The 19,147-nt window shown below is 73.8% G+C and carries 16 protein-coding genes; 8 read left to right on the forward strand and 8 right to left on the reverse strand.

What is annotated here, in order from left to right; genetic code table 11:
- The first annotated feature begins 93 nt into the window (after positions 1–93).
- Positions 94–876 carry a sulfite exporter TauE/SafE family protein gene (locus tag Q5694_RS04540; RefSeq protein WP_333930697.1) on the forward strand — a complete coding sequence of 261 codons (783 nt, stop codon included), beginning with the start codon at positions 94–96 and terminating at the stop codon, positions 874–876.
- On the opposite strand, the gene Q5694_RS04545 is transcribed toward Q5694_RS04540, so the two are convergent.
- A complete protein-coding gene (locus Q5694_RS04545) occupies positions 873–1,772 on the reverse strand; it encodes an NAD(P)-dependent oxidoreductase (protein WP_333930699.1) in 900 nt (299 codons plus the stop codon). The two genes, Q5694_RS04540 and Q5694_RS04545, sit on opposite strands and share 4 nt — an antisense overlap.
- Before the next feature lie 105 nt (positions 1,773–1,877).
- Here Q5694_RS04545 and Q5694_RS04550 point away from each other — a divergent pair, with 105 nt between their 5' ends.
- Positions 1,878–2,270, forward strand: a complete 393-nt coding sequence (locus Q5694_RS04550) for a winged helix-turn-helix transcriptional regulator (RefSeq protein WP_333930700.1) — start codon at positions 1,878–1,880, stop codon at positions 2,268–2,270.
- Here Q5694_RS04550 and Q5694_RS04555 read toward each other — a convergent pair.
- Positions 2,208–2,864 (reverse strand): class F sortase, encoded by a 657-nt coding sequence (locus Q5694_RS04555; protein WP_333930701.1) that lies wholly within the window; start codon positions 2,862–2,864, stop codon positions 2,208–2,210. The two genes, Q5694_RS04550 and Q5694_RS04555, sit on opposite strands and share 63 nt — an antisense overlap.
- A gap of 127 nt (positions 2,865–2,991) precedes the next feature.
- On the reverse strand, positions 2,992–3,513 hold the full coding sequence (locus Q5694_RS04560; RefSeq protein WP_333930702.1) for a hypothetical protein: 522 nt from the start codon (positions 3,511–3,513) through the stop codon (positions 2,992–2,994).
- Positions 3,514–3,782: 269 nt separating this feature from the next.
- Here Q5694_RS04560 and Q5694_RS04565 point away from each other — a divergent pair, with 269 nt between their 5' ends.
- Complete coding sequence (locus tag Q5694_RS04565) at positions 3,783–4,397, forward strand: NADPH-dependent FMN reductase (RefSeq protein WP_333930703.1); 615 nt, start codon at positions 3,783–3,785, stop codon at positions 4,395–4,397.
- Positions 4,398–4,677: 280 nt separating this feature from the next.
- Here Q5694_RS04565 and Q5694_RS04570 read toward each other — a convergent pair whose 3' ends face one another.
- From Q5694_RS04570 to Q5694_RS04580, 3 genes are all read right to left on the reverse strand, one after another.
- The gene (locus tag Q5694_RS04570) at positions 4,678–5,094 is read right to left on the reverse strand and encodes a gamma-glutamylcyclotransferase family protein (RefSeq protein ID WP_333930705.1); all 417 of its coding nucleotides are present in this window, start codon (positions 5,092–5,094) and stop codon (positions 4,678–4,680) included.
- 53 nt (positions 5,095–5,147) lie between these two features.
- Complete coding sequence (locus Q5694_RS04575; protein WP_333930706.1) at positions 5,148–7,304, reverse strand: molybdopterin oxidoreductase family protein; 2,157 nt, start codon at positions 7,302–7,304, stop codon at positions 5,148–5,150.
- 106 nt (positions 7,305–7,410) lie between these two features.
- On the reverse strand, positions 7,411–8,133 hold the full coding sequence (locus Q5694_RS04580; protein WP_333930707.1) for a SanA/YdcF family protein: 723 nt from the start codon (positions 8,131–8,133) through the stop codon (positions 7,411–7,413).
- A gap of 216 nt (positions 8,134–8,349) precedes the next feature.
- On the opposite strand from Q5694_RS04580, the gene Q5694_RS04585 reads away from it, so the two are divergent.
- The 5 genes from Q5694_RS04585 (at position 8,350) to Q5694_RS04605 (ending at position 15,353) form a co-directional block, all read left to right on the forward strand.
- Positions 8,350–9,114: a sirohydrochlorin chelatase gene (locus tag Q5694_RS04585; RefSeq protein ID WP_333930708.1), complete on the forward strand. Its 765-nt coding sequence runs from the start codon at positions 8,350–8,352 to the stop codon at positions 9,112–9,114.
- 141 nt (positions 9,115–9,255) lie between these two features.
- The gene (locus Q5694_RS04590; RefSeq protein WP_333930709.1) at positions 9,256–10,533 is read left to right on the forward strand and encodes a deoxyguanosinetriphosphate triphosphohydrolase; all 1,278 of its coding nucleotides are present in this window, start codon (positions 9,256–9,258) and stop codon (positions 10,531–10,533) included.
- A gap of 134 nt (positions 10,534–10,667) precedes the next feature.
- Positions 10,668–11,933, forward strand: a complete 1,266-nt coding sequence (locus Q5694_RS04595; protein WP_333930710.1) for an NAD(P)/FAD-dependent oxidoreductase — start codon at positions 10,668–10,670, stop codon at positions 11,931–11,933.
- Between the two features lie 29 nt (positions 11,934–11,962).
- Entirely contained in the window at positions 11,963–13,876 is a 1,914-nt protein-coding gene (gene dnaG / locus Q5694_RS04600) for a DNA primase (RefSeq protein WP_333930711.1), read from the forward strand.
- A gap of 169 nt (positions 13,877–14,045) precedes the next feature.
- Positions 14,046–15,353 carry an RNA polymerase sigma factor gene (locus tag Q5694_RS04605; protein WP_333930712.1) on the forward strand — a complete coding sequence of 436 codons (1,308 nt, stop codon included), beginning with the start codon at positions 14,046–14,048 and terminating at the stop codon, positions 15,351–15,353.
- A gap of 70 nt (positions 15,354–15,423) precedes the next feature.
- Here the strand turns inward: Q5694_RS04605 and Q5694_RS04610 are convergent, their stop codons facing one another.
- Both Q5694_RS04610 and Q5694_RS04615 read right to left on the reverse strand, forming a co-directional pair.
- Positions 15,424–17,352 carry an ABC transporter ATP-binding protein gene (locus tag Q5694_RS04610; RefSeq protein ID WP_333930713.1) on the reverse strand — a complete coding sequence of 643 codons (1,929 nt, stop codon included), beginning with the start codon at positions 17,350–17,352 and terminating at the stop codon, positions 15,424–15,426.
- Positions 17,352–19,085: an ABC transporter ATP-binding protein gene (locus Q5694_RS04615; RefSeq protein WP_333930714.1), complete on the reverse strand. Its 1,734-nt coding sequence runs from the start codon at positions 19,083–19,085 to the stop codon at positions 17,352–17,354. The genes Q5694_RS04610 and Q5694_RS04615 overlap by 1 nt, the downstream gene beginning before the upstream one ends.
- Between the last annotated feature and the right edge of the window lie 62 nt (positions 19,086–19,147).

Genomic DNA, 19,147 nt, shown 5'->3' on the forward strand with positions numbered 1-19,147 from the left:
CCTCAGCGGCGGCGCCCGGCGCGTGTGAGGGTTCCTGACGTGCGGGGACGGTCGATGTGAGGCGCCGCGGGGGCGTCGCATAGGGTCGCGGTCGTGCCCGACATATCGCTGACCATGGTCGTCCTGCTCTGCGTCGCGGCCCTCGCCGCCGGGTGGATCGACGCCGTGGTCGGCGGGGGCGGCCTGCTGCTGCTTCCGGCACTGCTGCTGGGACTGCCGGCGCACACGCCCGCCGCGTACGCGCTGGGCACCAACAAGGCGGTCGCCATCGTGGGCACCACCGGCGCGGCGGTCACCTACGCCCGCAGGGCCCCGGTGGACGTCGGGACGGCGATCCGCATCGGGCTGGCCGCCCTGGCCGGATCCTCCGCCGGGGCCTTCTTCGCGGCCGGGATGAGCACCGAGGTGCTCAAGCCGGTGATCATGGTGGTGCTGCTCGGGGTGGCCGCCTTCGTGATCCTGCGGCCCGCCTTCGGCACGGCCCCCGCGCCCCGCCCGGCCGGCCCCCGCCGCATCCTCGCGGCGATCGGCCTCGCGGGCCTGGGCATCGGCTTCTACGACGGACTCATCGGCCCCGGCACCGGCACCTTCCTGGTGCTGGCCCTCACCGCGGTCCTCCACCTCGACCTCGTCACCGCCTCCGCCACGGCCAAGATCGTCAACTGCTGCACCAACGCCGGAGCCCTCGCCACCTTCGCCTGGCAGGGCACGGTCCTGTGGCAGCTGGCCGCCCTGATGGCCGTGTTCAACCTGGCCGGCGGCACCCTCGGCGCCCGCACCGCCCTGAAGAAGGGCAGCGGCTTCGTCCGCATCGTCCTGCTGACGGTGGTCTTCGCCCTGGTGGCGAACCTCGCCTACGAGCAGTGGCTCGCCTAGGCGGAACCGCCCCGCAGGTCCAGCAGCTCGATCGTCCCCGTGCCGTCCTCGTCGCCGTGGCCCTGGGCCAGCCGCCGTTCCATCAGCGCCATGAACGGCGTCAGCAGCTCCGGGCTGACCCGCTGCTCCCCGGCCGTGCGCAGCAGGGTGGCGTTGCCCGCGACCTGCATGGCGAGGTTGGAGACCACGCCCTTGGTGTAGTCGCCGCTCTCCAGCTGCTCGGCCGTCTGGTGCACGGCCGGGGCCATCGCGGTCAGCCAGTCCGCGAGCAGCGGCGCGAACTCCCGTGGTGCCACGTCCTCGGGGCGGATCAGGGCGAACGCGTGGGTGATGCCCGCGAACATGCCCGTCATCGCGCTCAGCAGTGCCACGTCGTGCAGCGCGGCGAAGCCCGGGTCGGCTCCCACGTAGCGGGTCCCGGCCGGGACGGCCAGGGTGTCGCGGTGCTCCTCGAACAGCTCGGGGGAGCCGCTGTAGAAGACGTAGGCGGCGGACCGGGGCGCCCCGATCATCGGCGGCACGGCCATGATCCCGCCGTCCAGGAACCGGGCGCCGCGCGCCCCGGCCCAGGCACTGCGCGCACGGGCCTCGCCAGGGGTGCCGGTGGTGAGGTTCACCAGGTCCCGCCCGGTGAGGTCGGCCCCGTCCAGGGCCTCGCCGACGGAGGCGTCGTCCAGCAGGCAGACGATCACCAGGCGGCCGGCCGCGACCGCCGCGGCGGCGCTCGGCGCGAGCACCGCGCCCTCGGCGGCCAGGGCCTCGGCCCGGGCGGGGGTGCGGTTCCAGACGGTCACCGGATGCCCGGCGGCGAGCCAGGCGCGGCCCAGGGCGGTGCCCATGGCGCCGGTGCCCAGCAGGGTGAGAGGGGTACGGGAGTCGGCTGCGTGATCGGTCATGGCGTTTAGCCTGGTCGTCAGGGGAGCGGCCGCTCAAGTACGCACTTGGAAGTGGGTGGTTACTCCCGGGGAAGAGTCCAGGCAGCGCGGGCGGAGGGATCGGGCATGGGGACGGCGGGGCGCAGGCCGGGGGCGTACGTGTGCGGGATCGACGCGGCGATGGACGTGATCGGCGGCAAGTGGAAGGTGCTGGTCCTCTGGGCGCTGAACGAACGGCCCCGCCGCTTCGGGGAGTTGCGCCGCGCACTGCCGGGCATCACCGAGAAGGTGCTGGCCTCGCATCTCAGGGAGATGGAGGCCGACGGACTGGTGCACCGCGAGGCGTACGACGAGGTGCCGCCCCGCGTGGAGTACTCGCTGACCCCCCGGGGTCTCTCCCTGAACGCGGCCCTGGAGCCGCTGGGCGCGTGGGGGAAGACCCACGTCCTCGGCGGCTCACCGGCTGCCGGTGAGGTGCGCGAAGACGACGACGTTCCCCCGGTACCCGGTGCCGCGTGACCAGCCGCCGCCGCAGGTGATGACCCGCAGTTCGGGGCGGCGGGCGGGGCCGTAGACCTTCTCGTCGGGGAAGTCCCGCGCGTCGTACACCTCGACGGCGTCCACGGTGAACACCGCCACCCGTCCGTCCCGGCGGTCCACCTCGATCGTGCTGCCCCTGGCCAGGGCGCCGAGGCGGTAGAAGACGGCGGGGCCGTCGGCGTTGTCGACGTGGCCGGCCACGATCGCGGTGCCCCGTTCCCCGGGCGTGGTGCCGGCCTCGTACCAGCCGGCGAGGTCCGGGCGGGTCGCGGGCGGTACGTCGAGACTGCCGGTCCTCGTCAGAGCGAGCCCGGTCAGCGGGGCGTCCACCCCGATCGCCGGGACGCGGATGCGCCTCGGCGGCGAGGGCGGCAGCGCCGGCACGGCCGTACGCGGGTCCTCCCGGCCGCCCCCGCGGTCCCGCCCGGCCCCGGCCTGCGCCGCGGAGGGCTGGGGAGGGCCCTGCGGCGCGGTGCCCTCGCGCAGCAGCCAGGCTCCGGAGCACAGGGCGAACAGCGTCACGGCCGTCAGGACGGCGTTCACGGGGCCGCCGGGCCGGGGGAACCCGCGCATACCCACCCCTTCCTCGGTCCCCGCGCGGCGGGGGAGTCGGCCCCGTGCCCCCTCCGGGCCGCGAGGGGCGTCGGACCCGGAGGGGGAGGGACATGCGGTACCGGCGACGGACAGCGGAGGATGTCCGTCAGATCCCGTCGCCTCTCGCCCGGCGATGCAGGAGCCAGGTACCGCCCGCGGCGGCGACGGCGAGAGCCGTCACCCCGGCCGCGGTCTGCACGGGATCGGGGCCCAGAGCGCCACCGACCCCCGTCTTGACACTTCCTCGCGGATGCACCTGCTCGCGCGCTGGCGTCAGCGTGACCACCAGGTCACCGGTGATCCGCCGTCCGCTCCCGGCGCACGTCGCGACGATCTCGTAGGTGCCGGGCTGCGCGCCCGGCGGCACCCGGAACCGCCCGGTCGCGTCCTGCCCGTGCCGCCCCGCCGCCAGGTGCAGGGCCCCGGCGCCGACCGCGCCGGCGTCACCCGTGGCCGTGCCTCCCGCGCCGCAGGCCGCCGTCCGCACGGTGACCTGCCCGCCGGGTACCACCGACGCCGGCGACAGTTCCAGCTCACCGGACTGCGCGCCGTACGCGGGGGCGGCGGCCAGAGCCGCGGCGGCGACGGCCAGCGCGGTACCGGTCAGCGGACGGGCGGTACGTCGCATCGGTGCTCCTTCGAGCGGTTCGGTCGGGCGCCTGCCCTTCCGAGGTAACGGCGTGCCCGGCGACCCCGCTTTCTGAGAGGGCGTCAGAATTGGGGTGAACGGGTGTCCTGTACACCTGTCTCCGGCGGCCCGTCAGGCGCGTTTCGGCTGGTCAAGCCCGTTCGGCGGGCGGGAGGCGGAAATGCCCCCGGTGCGGGGGTGAACGGGTGACCCGCCGTGGTGGCGCCGGGCTTGACCTCGACGAAGGTTGAGGTATCAGGCTGTGGCGCATGAACCCGACCACCGTGCACACAGCCGTCCGTCCGGCCGCCACCGAGCCGCTGCGGGTGACCCTCGTCGTCGGCAGCAACCGCCACGGCCGCTTCGGCCCCGTGGTCGCCGACTGGCTCCTCGGCCGGCTGAGGGACCGCGACGACCTGGTCGCCGAGGTCGTCGACGTCGCCGAGGCCGCCCTGCCGACGTCCCTCGAACCGACCCCCGGGGCGCAGGCCGCCCTGTCCGGCATCACCCCGAAGCTGGCCCGGGCGGAGGCCTTCGTGGTCCTCACCCCCGAGTACAACCACTCCTTCCCGGCGGGCCTGAAGAACCTCGTCGACTGGCACTACGGCGAGTGGCGGGCCAAACCCGTCGCCCTCGTCTCCTACGGCGGCCTGGCCGGGGGCCTGCGTGCCGCGGAGCACCTGCGTCAGGTCTTCGCCGAACTGCACGCCGTGACGGTCCGCGACACCGTGTCCTTCCACAACGCCGGCGCGTCCTTCGACGACCGGGGCGCCCTGCGCGACCCCGCCGGCCCGGACGCCGCGGCGAAGACCATGCTGGACCAACTGGTGTGGTGGGGACTGGCGTTGCGCGAGGCCAGAGCGCAACGCCCCTACGCGGCCTGACCGGTACGGCAACACCCCGCCAGGGGGCGCGGGGAAACCGCGCGAGCGGCCACGACCGGCCCGCAGCCGCACCCGGCACCCTGCGCCCTCCTCCCGCGGTCACCGCATCTCGCGCGTGCTCCTCCTCCCGCGGTCACCGCATCTCGCGCGTGCTCCTCCTCCTCCTGCGGCCACCGCCTTTCGCGCGCACTCCTCTTCCTCCTGCGGCCACCGCAGTTCGCGCGCGCTCCTCCTGCTGCTGCCACGGCCTGCACCCGCGCTCCTTCTCCCGCCTCCGCCCCTATCCCCGCCCTCGCCACTCCCCGCCCTCGACCCTCCGCCCGGCGGCCCGCAGCCTCGCGGCCACCCCCTGCCCCGCCACATAGACCCAGGCCCGGACGCCCGCCCCGTCCGCGTCGCGCAGGACCTTCCGCTCCACGCGCACGTACAGGCTCCGCGGATCACCCGGCACGTACTCCTCCAGCCGGTCCAGCTCCGCGAGCAGCGCCCCGTACGCCTCCGGGCGCGCGGTCACCAGCTCCCCGCGCACCCCACCGCCACCCGGCTCCTCGACCGCGTACGGATATCCCGGGCCTTCGTACAGCACGGTGTCCTCCAGCCGGGCCGGCTCCTCGGAACGGGTGCGGCCGTGCAGGAAGAGGCGGTGGTTGGCCTCCCCGGGGCGGAGGGTGCCGTAGACGAAGAAGGGCAAGGTCACAGGCGCGATTCTGCACCCTCGCCCCCTTCACGGACCGCGGTGGCCGACAGATCTTAGGGCCGGACCGTCTCCAGCCGTACCGCGCACGCCTTGAACTCCGGCATCCGCGACGTCGGATCGAGCGCGGGGTTGGTGAGGGTGTTCGCCCGGCCCTCGCCCGGCCAGTGGAAGGGCATGAAGACGGTGTCGGGGCGGATGGCGCCGGTGATCCTCGCCGGCGCCACCGCCCGGCCCCGCCGCGACACCACCGCCACCGGATCGCCCTCGGCCGCCCCGAGCCGCGCCGCCACCCGCGGGTGCAGCTCCACGAACGGCCCGGGCGCGGCGGCGTTCAGCTCCGCCACCCGCCGGGTCTGCGCCCCGGACTGGTACTGCGCCACGACCCGACCGGTGGTGAGCAGCAGCGGGTACTCCTCGTCGGGCTCCTCGGCGATCGCCCGGTGCGAGACGGGCACGAACCGGGCACGGCCGTCGGCGGTGGCGAAGCGGTCGAGGAACAGCCGGGGAGTGCCGGGGTGTACGCCCGGCGCTTGCCCGGCAAGGACGGCGGGCGGTGGCGGCGCGTCGAGCACAACCGTGTCGCCCTCGTCCGGTGCCGGCGGTCCGGCCGGGCAGGGCCAGAACACCCCGTTCTCCTCGGCCAGCCTGCGGTACGTGATCCCCGAGTAGTCCGCGGGCCCGCCCGCGCTCGCCCGCCGCAGCTCCTCGAAGACCTCCTCGGGATCCGCCGGGAATCCCTTCTCCACGCCCAGCCGCGCGGCCAGTTCGCCGAGGACCTCCAGGTCGCTGCGAACGCCCTCCGGCGGGGTGACGGCCCGGCGGCGCAACAGCACCCGGCCCTCCAGGTTGGTCGTCGTGCCCGTCTCCTCCGCCCACTGTGTGACCGGCAGCACCACGTCCGCGAGCGCCGCCGTCTCCGACAGCACCACGTCGCAGACCGCCAGGAAGTCCAGCGACCGGATCCGCTCCTCCACGTGTGCGGCCCGCGGCGCCGACACCACCGGGTTGGACGCCATCAGCAGCAGCGACCTGATGTCGGTGCCCAGCGCGTCCAGCAGCTCGTAGGCGCTGCGCCCCGGCCCCGGCAGGCTGTCCGGGTCCACGCCCCACACCCCGGCGACATGGGCCCGGGCCGCCGGATCGTCCAGCTTGCGGTAGCCCGGGAGCTGGTCGGCCTTCTGCCCGTGTTCGCGCCCGCCCTGGCCGTTGCCCTGCCCCGTCAGACAGCCGTAGCCGGACCGGGGGCGCCCCGGCCGGCCGGTCGCCAGGCACAGGTTGATCCAGGCGCCCACGGTGTCCGTGCCCTTGGACTGCTGCTCGGGCCCGCGGGCGGTGAGCACCATCGCCGACTCCGGCTCGCAGAACAGCCGTACGGTCTCCCGCAGTAGAGGGACGGGCACCCCCGTGATCCGCTCCACGTACTCGGGCCAGTGCGCCATGGCGGCGGCCCGGGCCTCCTCCCAGCCCGTGGTCCGCCCGGCGACGTACCCCTCGTCGACCCGGCCCTCGGCGATCACCAGGTGCAGCAGCCCCAGGGCGAGGGCGAGGTCGGTGCCCGGACGCGGCGCCAGGTGCAGATCCGCCTGCTCGGCCGTCCTGGTCCGCCGCGGGTCGACGACGATCAGCGTGCCGCCGTTCTCCCTCAGCTCGGTGAAGTACCGCAATGAGGGCGGCATGGTCTCCGCCGGGTTCGACCCGACGAGGATCACGCACCCCGCCTCCGGGATGTCCTCCAGCGGGAACGGCAGCCCGCGGTCCAGCCCGAACGCCCTGATGCCGGCCGCCGCCGCCGACGACATGCAGAACCGTCCGTTGTAGTCGATCTGCGAGGTGCCGAGCACCACCCGTGCGAACTTGCCGAGGCTGTACGCCTTCTCGTTCGTCAGTCCGCCACCGCCGAACACCCCGACCGCGTCCGGCCCGTACGCGGCCCGCGTGCGGCGCAGGCCCGCCGCGATCCGGTCCAGGGCCTCGTCCCACGAGGCCGGCACCAGCGTGCCGTCGCCGCCGCGCACCAGCGGCGAGGTCAGCCGGACGTCCCGCGCGAGCACCGCGGGCGCGGTACGGCCCTTGCCGCACAGCGCGCCCCGGTTCACCGGGAAGTCCGTCCGCTCGCTCACCTCGACGCTTCCGTCCGGCGCGGGCGTGAGGTTCATCCCGCACTGCAGGGCGCAGTACGGGCAGTGCGTGGGCGTCACGGTGTTCTGCATGCCGACCAGGGTGTCGTGGCCGTGTTACGCCCGGGACGGGTCCCTGTTACGCGGCCGGGACGGCGACCTCCCCGCCGCCGCCCGGCCCGCGTGAGGCGCGGGCCCGCTACCGCCCGCCCGCCCGCGGTGCCGAGGCGCGCGGCGGGTCGCCCGCGGCCAGTGCCCGGTCCACTCCCGGCTCGCGGGGCCCAAGGAAGCGCGGGTCCGGCCGGAACGCCGCGTCCACGGCCGCCTTCCCGGCCGCGAGGATCTCCCGGGCGCCCCCGTAGTACCAGGTCGCGTCGTGCACCGCGTCCACCCCGACCCCGTAGGACTCCACCCCCGCGGCGCGGCACAGCGCCACGGCGCGCCGGATGTGGAAGCCCTGGCTGATCAGCACCGCCTCGTCCACCCCGAAGATCCTCTTCGCGCGCACGCAGGAGTCCCAGGTGTCGAAGCCCGCGTAGTCGCTGACGATCCGCCCGTCGGGCACGCCGTGCCGGGTCAGGTAGGCGCGCATGGCGTCCGGCTCGTCGTAGTCCTCGCGGCTGTTGTCCCCGGTGACGAGCACCACCCGCACCCGCCCCTCCCGGTACAGCCCGGCCGCCGCGTCCAGCCGGTGGGCGAGGTAGGGGGAGGGCTCCCCGTCCCACAGCCCGGCCCCGAACACCACGGCCACATCGGTGCGCGGGACGTCGGCCGCCGACCGCAGCCGTCCGTCCGCCACCAGGTGCATCCAGGTCGCGGGCAGCAGCGCGAGCACGCACCCTCCCATCACGGCCTGCACCAGTTGCCGCCGCCCCCGCCGGGTGCGCGGCAGCCGCGGTCCGCGCAACGTCACCGCACGCATCGGACGGTCCCCCTCCCCATGTCGGCCCCTCGACCCTGAGGGACGCCCCGCCGGACCGCGCGGTTCACCCGCACCGCCGTGACGAGCTTCACGCCGCCGTCCGAGAGCGCCGGTGACAGCGGCTCACAGCGCCCCTGCCCCGGGGCGTGAGACGGCGGAAAACCCCCGTGACCCCCGCGCAACGGGACGGACACACGCCCCGGCGACCATGGGGACATGTCCAGCAGGCCCAGCCCCCTCCCGCAGCCCGCCCGGTCGGCCCCGCCCGCCCTCGTGGCCGTGGCCCACGGCAGCCGCGACCCCCGCGCGCTGCGCACGGTGAGCGCGCTCCTGGACCGGGTCCGGGCGCTGCGCCCCGACGTGCCGGTGCACCTCGGGCACATCGAGCTGAACGCCCCCCTGCTCCCCGGGACGCTCGCCGCGCTCGGCGACCGGGAGGCGGTCGTCGTCCCGCTGCTCCTGGCCCGCGGACACCACGTCAAGCACGACATCCCCGCGGCGGCCGCCGCCTCCCGGGCCCGCACCCGCCTCGCGCCGCCCCTGGGCCCCCACCCCCTCCTGGCGGACGTCCTCCAGGACCGCCTGACGGAGGCCGGCTGGGGCGGGACGCCCCGCCGCACCAGCGCGGTCGTCCTCGCCGCGGCGGGCTCCCGCGACCCGGACGCGCAAGCGGACACCGCCCGCACGGCCCACCTCCTGGCGGCCCGCCTCGGCGTGCCCGTCGTCCCGGCCTACGCCTCGGCCGCGGCCCCCACCGTCCCGGACGCCGTCCGCACCCTCCTGGCCGGGGGCCGCCGCCACATCGCCCTCGCCTCCTGTTTCACGGCCCCGGGCCGCTTCGCCACCGAGTGCGCCGGGAAGGCACCGTGGATAGCGGCCGCCCCCCTGGGCGCCCACCCCGCCATGGCCCGGCTCCTCCTCCACCGCTACGACGAGACCCTGGCGAGGCCGGCGGCGGCACGCGAACCGGTCTCGGCCTGACGCCCCGAGGGGGACGGGACGCCACCGGCACGCTGCTGCCCCGCCGGGGCACGCCACACCACGGCGGGCCCGCCCACGCCACACCACCGAACTCGTCACACGGGACGGCGCACGGCACACCCGTGCCCGTACTGTCGACCCATGGCAGGCACCACACAGAACTCCCCGGCCTACGACCCGGCGTCGGCCGACCGCTGGGCTCCCGAACCGGACAAACGCCCCGGCCGCACGGCCTTCCAGCGCGACCGCGCCCGGGTCCTCCACTCCGCCGCCCTGCGCCGCCTCGCCGGCAAGACCCAGGTGGTCACGCCCGGCACGCTCGGACCCGCCTGGGACGCCAGCCCCCGCACCCGCCTCACCCACTCCCTGGAGTGCGCCCAGGTCGGCCGTGAGCTGGGCGCGGCCCTCGGCTGCGACCCCGACCTCGTCGAAGCGGCCTGCCTCTCCCACGACCTCGGCCACCCGCCCTTCGGTCACAACGGCGAACAGGCCCTGAACGAATTCGCCGCGGACTGCGGCGGCTTCGAGGGCAACGCCCAGTCCCTCAGGCTCCTCACCCGCATCGAGCCCAAGCGGTTCACCCCGGAGGGATCCGTCGGCCTCAACCTCACCCGGGCCGCCCTGGACGCCGCCACCAAGTACCCCTGGCCCCGCGGCGGCCACCCCACCGACCCGCACTCGCCCAAGTTCGGCGTCTACGAGGACGACCGCCCCGTCTTCGACTGGTTCCGCAAGGACGCCCCCGGCACCCGCACCTGCTTCGAGGCGCAGGTCATGGACTGGTCCGACGACGTGGCCTACTCGGTGCACGACGTCGAGGACGGCCTGCACGCCGGCCACATCGACCCCAACTGCCTGCAGGCGGACCCCGAACGCCACGAGGTCTTCCGGGTCGCCCTGGGCCGCTACGTGCCCCCGGGGACCGACCCGGCCGAACTCGCCGAGGCCCTCGACCGGCTCCTCGCCCAGGAGTGGTGGCCGCACGGCTACGACGGCACCGCCGTCGCCCAGGCCCGCCTCAAGGACGCCACCAGCCAGCTCATCGGCCGTTTCTGCCTCGCAGCCGAGGCCGCGACCCGGGCCCGGTACGGACCGGGACGGCTCACCCGGTACGCCGCCGAACTCGTCGTCCCGCGCGGGACGCGCATGGAGTGCGCGGTGCTCAAGGCCGTCGCCGACCTCTACGTGATGCAGCGCGCCGAGCAGGAACGCCTGCGCGCCGACCAGCGGATCGTCGTCGCCGAACTCGCCGAGGCGCTCACCGCGCGGGCACCGGACGGCCTGGACCCGCAGTTCCGGGCCCTGTTCGACCAGGCGCCCGACGACCGCGCCCGCAAGCGGGCCGTCGTCGACCAGATCGCCTCCCTCACCGACACCTCGGCCCGGTCGTTGCACGCCCGGCTGACGGGACGCGCGTGAGACGGACGCGACGGACGGGGCCCGAGCACCGCCGAAGGTGACCCTGCGTGGCCTGATCGGGTCACACCCCCTTCCCGCATCACGCTGCGTGCGGGACGCTCGCAAGTGGCTACACCCTGACGAGGAGGCATCAAGTGGTCGACGCGGATCAGACATTCGTCATCGTCGGAGGCGGACTGGCCGGCGCGAAGGCGGCCGAGACGCTCCGCGCGGAGGGCTTCACCGGCCGCGTGATACTGATCTGCGACGAACGCGACCACCCCTACGAGCGCCCGGCCCTGTCCAAGGGCTACCTCCTCGGCAAGGAGGAACGCGACAGCGTCTTCGTCCACGAGCCGGCCTGGTACGCGGCGAACGACGTCGAGCTGCACCTCGGCCAGACCGTCGACGCGATCGACCGCACGGCGAAGACGGTCCGCTTCGGCGACGACGGCACAGCGGTGCGCTACGACAAACTGCTCCTGGCGACCGGCGCGGAGCCCCGCCGCCTCGACATCCCGGGCACGGACCTGGCGGGCGTGCACCACCTGCGGCGCCTCGCCCACGCCGAACGCCTCAAGCACGTCCTGGCCAACCTCGGCCGCGACAACGGCCACCTCGTGATCGCCGGGGCCGGCTGGATCGGCCTGGAGGTCGCGGCGGCGGCCCGCGAGTACGGCGCGGAGGTCACCGTCGTCGAGCACGGGCCGACCCCCCTGCACGGCGTGCTCGGCCCGGAACTGGGCGGGCTCTTCGCCGAGCTGCACCGCGACCGCGGCGTCCGCTTCCACTTCGGCGCCCGCCTGACCGAGATCACCGGCCAGGACGGCATGGTCCTCGCGGCCCGCACCGACGACGGCGAGGAGCACCCGGCGCACGACGTCCTGGCGGCCATCGGCGCGGCCCCGCGCACCCACCTCGCGGAGGCGGCCGGCCTGGAGGTCGCCGACCCCGCCCTCGGCGGCGGCATCGTCGTCGACGAGCGCCTGCGCACCTCCGACCCGGACGTGTACGCGGCCGGCGACGTGGTCTCCTTCCCGCACGCCCTGTTCGACACGCGCCTGCGCGTGGAGCACTGGGCCAACGCCCTCAACGGCGGCCCGGCCGCCGCGCGCTCCATGCTGGGCCGGGAGGTGACGTACGACCGGGTGCCCTACTTCTTCTCCGACCAGTACGACCTGGGCATGGAGTACTCCGGCTGGGCACCGCCGGGCAGCTACGACCAGGTGGTCGTGCGGGGCGACGCCGGCAAGCGCGAGTTCATCGCGTTCTGGGTGAAGGACGGCCGGGTGCTGGCCGGGATGAACGTGAACGTGTGGAACGTCACCGACAAGATCCAGCGCCTGGTCCGCAGCGGGGCCCAGGTGAACACGGACAATCTGGCGGATCCGCACGTTCCGCTCGAAAGCCTCGCACCGTGAGTGTCACTGCGCCCCCGTAGAATTCACGCGTGGCAGGACGGATCAACGACGAGGACGTGAAGGCGGTACGGGACGCGGTCCCGATCGACGCCGTGGTGTCCGAGTACCTCCAGCTGCGCAACGCGGGCGGCGGCAACCTCAAGGGGCTGTGCCCGTTCCACGACGAGAAGTCGCCCTCCTTCCAGGTCAGCCCGTCCAAGGGGCTGTTCCACTGCTTCGGCTGCCAGGAGGGCGGCGACACCATCACCTTCGTGATGAAGATCGACCACCTCTCCTTCTCGGAGGCGGTCGAGCGCCTGGCCGGCCAGGCGGGCATCACCCTGCGCTACGAGGAGGGCGGCTACAACCCCTCCCACCAGCGCGGCGAGCGGATCCGCCTGGTCGAGGCGCACAAGATCGCCGCCGAGTGGTACGCGGAACAGCTCGCCGTCTCGCCCGAGGCCGAGACCGGCCGGGTCTTCCTCGCCGAGCGCGGCTTCGACCAGGCCGCCGCCGTCCACTTCGGCGTCGGCTACAGCCCGCAGGGCTGGGACCACCTCACGCGTTACCTGCGCGGCAAGGGGTTCACCGACAAGGAGCTGCTGCTCTCCGGCCTCTCCCAGGAGGGCCGCCGCGGCCCCATCGACCGCTTCCGCGGCCGGCTGATGTGGCCCATCCGCGACATCGGCGGCGACGTGGTCGGCTTCGGCGCCCGCAAGCTCTACGAGGCGGACAACGGCCCCAAGTACCTCAACACGCCCGACACGGCGATCTACAAGAAGTCCCAGGTCCTCTACGGCATCGACCTCGCGAAGAAGGACATCGCCAAGGCCTCCCGCGCGGTCGTCGTCGAGGGCTACACGGACGTCATGGCCTGCCACCTCGCCGGGGTCACCACGGCCATCGCCACCTGCGGCACCGCCTTCGGCGGCGACCACATCAAGATCCTGCGCCGCCTGCTGATGGACAACGGCTCGGCGCGGGTCATCTTCACCTTCGACGGCGACGCCGCCGGACAGAAGGCCGCCCTGCGCGCCTTCGAGGACGACCAGAAGTTCGCCGCCGAGACCTACATCGCCATCGCCCCCGACGGCATGGACCCCTGTGACCTGCGCCTGGCCAAGGGTGACGAGGCCGTCGCCGACCTGGTCGAACCCCGCACCCCCCTCTTCGAGTTCGCCCTGCGCCAGATCGTGGCCCGCTACGACCTCGACACCCCGGCCGGCCGCGCCGCCGCCCTCGACGAGGCGGCCCCGATCGTCGCCCGCATCAAGAACAGCGGTGCCCAGCACGAGGTCGCCGTGCAGCTCGCCGGCATGCTCGGCATCCTCGACACCCAGTTCGTCGTCAAGCGCGTGGCGCAGCTGGCCCGCTGGGCCCGGGAGCGCGGCGGCAAGGGCCCCGCCCCCGACCGGCACGCATCCCAGCAGTACGCCGCCGAGGCGCCCGCCGCCCCCCGCGGCCCGGCGCTCAACCTCCGCAACCCCGTCTACGCCACCGAGCGCGAACTGCTCAAACTCGCCCTGCAGCGGCCCGAGCTGGTCTCCCCTGCCTTCGACGCCTACGGCGTCGACGAGTTCACCGCCCCGCCCTACGCCGCCGTGCGCCAGGCCATCCTGGACGCGGGCGGCGCCGAAGCGGGCGTCGCCGACCCCCAGGGCTACCTGGTCAGGGTCCGCGAGGCCGCCCCCGACGACGCGGTCCGCGCGATGGTCACCGAGCTGGCCGTCGAGGCGATCATGCTGCACCGGGGCGTGAAGGGCGTCGACGAGACGTACGCCGGGGCCCAGCTGGTCACCGTCCGCCGCCGCGCCGTGGAGCGCCGCATCCGCGACATCACCGGCCGCCTCACCCGCCTCGGCACCCACGGCGACCCGGCCGAACTGGCCGCCGTGCAGAACGAACTGTGGGTCCTTCAGCAGTACGACCAGACCCTGCGAGCCCACGGCGCCGCCGCCCTCTGACGCGGCACCGGCCCCGGCCGGAACCGAGGACCGCCGCCACCCGCGCGCACGGGACGCGCGGGACACCCGGGTTTCCCACCGGGGGCGATCGCCCGGTCACGGAACGGAAGCAAAAAGTCACCGCACGCCCCTCGTGGCGGTGATGTGTCGTACCCCACACTGGGGTGCGGTGCCCGAGTCCCCGGAGCGCGGCCGATCCGTCACCGACGGGTTGTGGACCCCCGCGGTTCCGCCCATCGCGTACGGGACGGAAAGCGGCGAGGCCGCCGACTCCGCTCCCGACGTACCGCTGCCGCAGCCCCTGGCAGCGATCATCCTGGAGGTCGCCCGCGTGCAGACCCAGACCCTCACCCAGACCGACGCCGCCTCAGCCCGCCGCACCCGCGCATCGGCGCCCGACGCGGAGGCCGCCTTGTCCGGGGTCCCGGCGCAGAGCCGTGCCGCACAGCACCCGGAGACGGAACCGGAACCGGAGCCGGGGCCCGGGGAGCCGCCCGCGGAGGCCGTCGAGACGGCCGAGGCCAGCGAGGCCGTGGAACCGCCGCCCGTGCGCACGGAGACCGGCGGCCCCTCGTCGGACCTGTTCCGCCAGTACCTGCGGGAGATCGGCCGGGTCCCCCTGCTGACCGCCGCAGAGGAGGTGGAACTCGCCCGCCGCGTCGAGGCCGGCCTGTTCGCCGAGGAGAAGCTGCGGCTCACCCCCGACCTGGACAGCCGGCTGGCCATGGACCTCGACCGGCTCGTCGTGATGGGCCGGGTCGCCAAACGCCGCCTCATCGAGGCCAATCTGCGCCTGGTCGTCTCCGTCGCCAAGCGCTACGTCGGCCGCGGCCTGACCATGCTGGACCTCGTCCAGGAGGGCAACCTCGGCCTCATCCGCGCGGTGGAGAAGTTCGACTACGCCCGCGGCTACAAGTTCTCCACGTACGCCACCTGGTGGATCCGCCAGGCCATGTCCCGCGCCCTGGCCGACCAGGCCCGCACGATACGCGTCCCCGTCCACGTCGTGGAGCTCATCAACCGGGTCGTGCGGGTGCAGCGCCGCCTGCTCCAGGAGCGCGGCTACGAGCCGACGCCCGAGGAGGTCGCGGCCCAGCTGGAGCTGCCGCCCGAGCGGGTCGGCGAGGTGCTGCGCCTGGCCCAGGAGCCGGTGTCGCTGCACGCGCCCGTGGGGGAGGAGGACGACGTCGCCCTCGGCGACCTCATCGAGGACGGCGACGCGGCCTCGCCGGTGGAGTCGGCGGCGTTCCTGCTGCTCAAGGAGCACCTGGAGGCCGTCCTGTCGACCCTGGGGGAGCGGGAGCGCAAGGTCGTCCAGCTCCGGTACGGCCTGGCCGACGGCCGCCCGCGCACGCTGGAGGAGATCGGCCGCATCTTCGGCGTGACCAGGGAGCGGATACGGCAGATCGAGTCCAAGACCCTGAACAAGCTGCGGGATCACGCGTTCGCGGATCAGCTGAGGGGCTATCTGGACTGACGCCGCCCGCGGGGCCGGTGGGGGCGGGCGCAGCCACCCCCACGACCCCACGCGGCCCCCGCACCGCGACTCAGTCCACCTCTGCCACCGCCTGCGCGAACTGCGCCTCGTACAACCGCGCGTAGGCTCCACCGGCCGCCAGCAGCTCGCCGTGCGCGCCCTGCTCCACGATCGAGCCGTTCTCCATGACGAGGATCGTGTCCGCGTCCCGGATCGTCGACAGCCGGTGCGCGATGACGAACGAGGTGCGCCCGTGCGCCAGTTTGGCCATGGCCTTCTGGATCAGCACCTCGGTCCGGGTGTCGACCGAGCTCGTCGCCTCGTCGAGCACCAGGATCACCGGGTCGGACAGGAACGCCCGCGCGATGGTGATGAGCTGCTTCTCGCCCGCGCTGACGCCCGAGCCCTCGTCGTCGATCACGGTGTCGTACCCGTCCGGCAGCGTCCGGACGAACCGGTCCGCGTGCGCGGCCCGGGCCGCCTCCTCGATCTCGCCGCGGGTCACCTTCCGGGACGCCCCGTAGGCGATGTTCTCCGCGATCGTCCCGCCGAACAGCCAGGTGTCCTGCAGCACCATGCCGATGCCGGCCCGCAGTTCGTCCCGGGACATCCGCGCGATGTCCACGCCGTCGAGGGTGATCCGGCCGCCGGTGACGTCGTAGAACCGCATCAGCAGGTTCACCAGGGTCGTCTTGCCCGCGCCGGTCGGGCCGACGATGGCCACCGTCTGCCCGGGCTCGACCGTCAGCGACAGGTCCTCGATGAGCGGCTTGTCGGGGTCGTAGCGGAACGACACGTGCTCCAGCGCCACCCGCCCGCGCAGCTCCTCCGGCCGCACGCCCGGCACCGGGTCGGCGGCCTGCTCCTCGGCGTCGAGGAGTTCGAAGACCCGCTCCGCGGAGGCGACCCCCGACTGCACCAGGTTGGCCATCGACGCCACCTGCGTCAGCGGCATGGAGAACTGCCGCGAGTACTGGATGAACGCCTGCACGTCACCGATGGACAGCGAGCCGGAGGCGACCCGCAGCCCGCCGACGACCGCGACCAGCACGTAGTTGAGGTTCGACACGAACATCATCAGCGGCTGCATGACCCCGCTGTTGAACTGCGCCCGGAACCCGGCCTCGTACAGCGCCTCGTTCTGCTCGGCGAACTGCCGCGCCGACTCCTCCTGCCGCCCGAACACCTTCACCAGGGTGTGCCCGGTGTACATCTCCTCGATGTGGGCGTTCAGTTTGCCGGTGGAGCGCCACTGCTGCACGAAGTGCGGCTGGGAGCGCTTGCCCACGCGCGTGGCGACGACGAACGACAGCGGTACGGTCACCAGGGCGACCAGCGCGAGGATCCACGAGACGTAGAACATCATCGCCAGCACGCCGATGACGGTCAGCACCGAGTTGATGAGCTGGCCCATCGACTGCTGCAGCGTCTGCCCGACGTTGTCGATGTCGTTCGTCGCCCGGGACAGGACCTCACCGCGCTGGCGCTTGTCGAAGTACGACAGCGGCAGCCGTGACAGCTTCGTCTGCACGTCCTCGCGCAGCCGGAACATCGTGCGGTTGACGGCCCGGTTCACCAGCCGGGTCGCCACCGCCATCAGCAGCCCGGCCACCGCGAACACGCCCAGCGCGAGCAGCAGGACGTGCCCGACGGCCGTGAAGTCGATGCCCTCGCCCGGCGTGAAGTCGGTGCCGCGCAGCATGTCGGCCTCGTCGCCGTCCCCGCGCTGCCGCATCTGCTCCAGAACCTGTTCCCTGCTCGCCCCCTCGGGCATGTCCCGCCCGACGATGCCCGCGAAGACCAGGTCGGTGGCCCTGCCGAGGATCTTCGGCCCGACGACGTTGAGGCCGACGCTGAGCACCACGCAGGCCAGCAGCACGCAGAGGGTCGCGCGCTCGGGCCGGAACCGGGCGACGAGCCGTTTGCCCGATCCCCTGAAGTCCAGCGAGCGCTGGTCGGGGCCGCCCCCGGCCGTCATCCGCCCCATGGGCCCCGCCATCAGGCCGCCTCCGCTTCCGTCAGCTGGGAGAGCACGATCTCCCGGTAGGTCTCGTTGTCCGCCATCAGCTCGTGGTGCCGGCCGGTGCCGACCACCCGCCCCTCGTCCAGCACGACGATCCGGTCGGCGTCCCGGATGGTCGCCACCCGCTGGGCGACGATCACCACGGTCGCCTCGGCGGTCTCCCGCGCGAGCGCGGCCCGCAGAGCGGCGTCCGTGGCGTAGTCGAGCGCGGAGAAGGAGTCGTCGAACAGGTAGATCTCGGGCCGCTGCACCAGCGTGCGGGCGATGGCGAGCCGCTGCCGCTGCCCGCCGGAGACGTTCGTGCCGCCCTGCGCGATCGGCGCGTCGAGCCCGCCCTCCAGCCGCTCGACGAACTCCTTGCCCTGCGCCACCTCCAGCGCGTGCCACAGCTCCTCGTCGGTGGCGTCGGGGTTCCCGTAGCGCAGGTTGGTCGCCACCGTGCCCGCGAACAGGTACGGCTTCTGCGGCACCAGCCCGACCGTGCGCGCGAGCAGCTGCGGATCGATCTCCGCGACCTCCACCCCGTCGACGAGGACCTGACCCTCCGTCGCGTCGAACAGCCGCGGGACCAGTCCGAGCAGCGTCGACTTGCCGCTGCCGGTCGAGCCGATGACGGCGGTCGTCTCACCCGGCCGGGCCACCAGGTCGACCCCACGCAGCACCGGCTCCTCGGCACCCGGATAGCGGAAACCGGCCCCGCGGATCTCCAGGTGCCCGTGCCGACGCAGCTCGCGCACCGGCGCCGACGGCGGCACCACGCTGGAGGAGGTGTCGAGCACCTCCTGGATGCGCTCGGCGCACACCTCCGCGCGCGGCACCATCATGAACATGAAGGTGGCCATCATCACCGACATGACGATCTGCATCAGATAGGCGAGGAACGCGGTCAGGTCGCCGATCTGCATGCCGCCGCTGTCGATGCGGTGCGCGCCGAACCACACCACGGCGATCGACGACAGGTTCACCACCGTCATGACGATCGGGAACATCAGCGCGAGCAGGTTGCCGGTGCCCAGCGCGAACCGGGTGAGTTCGGTGTTGGCCTCGCGGAAGCGCTGCTGCTCGTACTCGTCGCGGACGAAGGCCCGGATCACGCGGTTGCCGCCGATCTGCTCGCGCAGCACCCGGTTGACGGTGTCCAGCCGCTCCTGCATGGCGCGGAACAGCGGCCGCAGCCGCCGCACGATCAGCGTCACGCAGACGCCCAGCACCGGCACGACCGCCACCAGCACCCCGGACAGCGGCACGTCCAGTCCGAGCGCCAGCACGATGGCGCCGACGCACATGATCGGGGCCGACACCATCAGCGTGAACGTCATCAGTGCCAGCATCTGCACCTGCTGGACGTCGTTCGTCGTCCGGGTGATCAGCGACGGCGCCCCGAAGTGACCCACCTCACGCGCGGAGAACGACTGCACCCGGTCGAAGACGGCCCCGCGCACGTCCCGTCCCAGCGCGGAGGCGGTACGGGCGCCGTAGTACACGGCCCCGATGTTGCACACGACCTGGACCAGGGAGATGCCGATCATCAGCGCGCCGTAGGCCGTGATGTAGCCGGTGTCGCCCTGGACGACGCCCCGGTCGATGATGTCCGCGTTCAGCGTGGGCAGGTAGAGCGTGGCGCAGGTCTGCAGGAACTGCAGGAGCACCAGCAGGGCGATGGGTCTCTTGTAGGGCCTGAGGCAGGTCCGCAGGAGTCGTATGAGCACGCTGCTTCTCTCGGAGTGGTCGACGGGGGCGGGTGGTTGCCCCTGGCCCCTATCGTCGGGCA

Source organism: Streptomyces sp. AHA2 (assembly GCF_036857595.1).
Classification (GTDB): Bacteria; Actinomycetota; Actinomycetes; order Streptomycetales; family Streptomycetaceae; genus Streptomyces.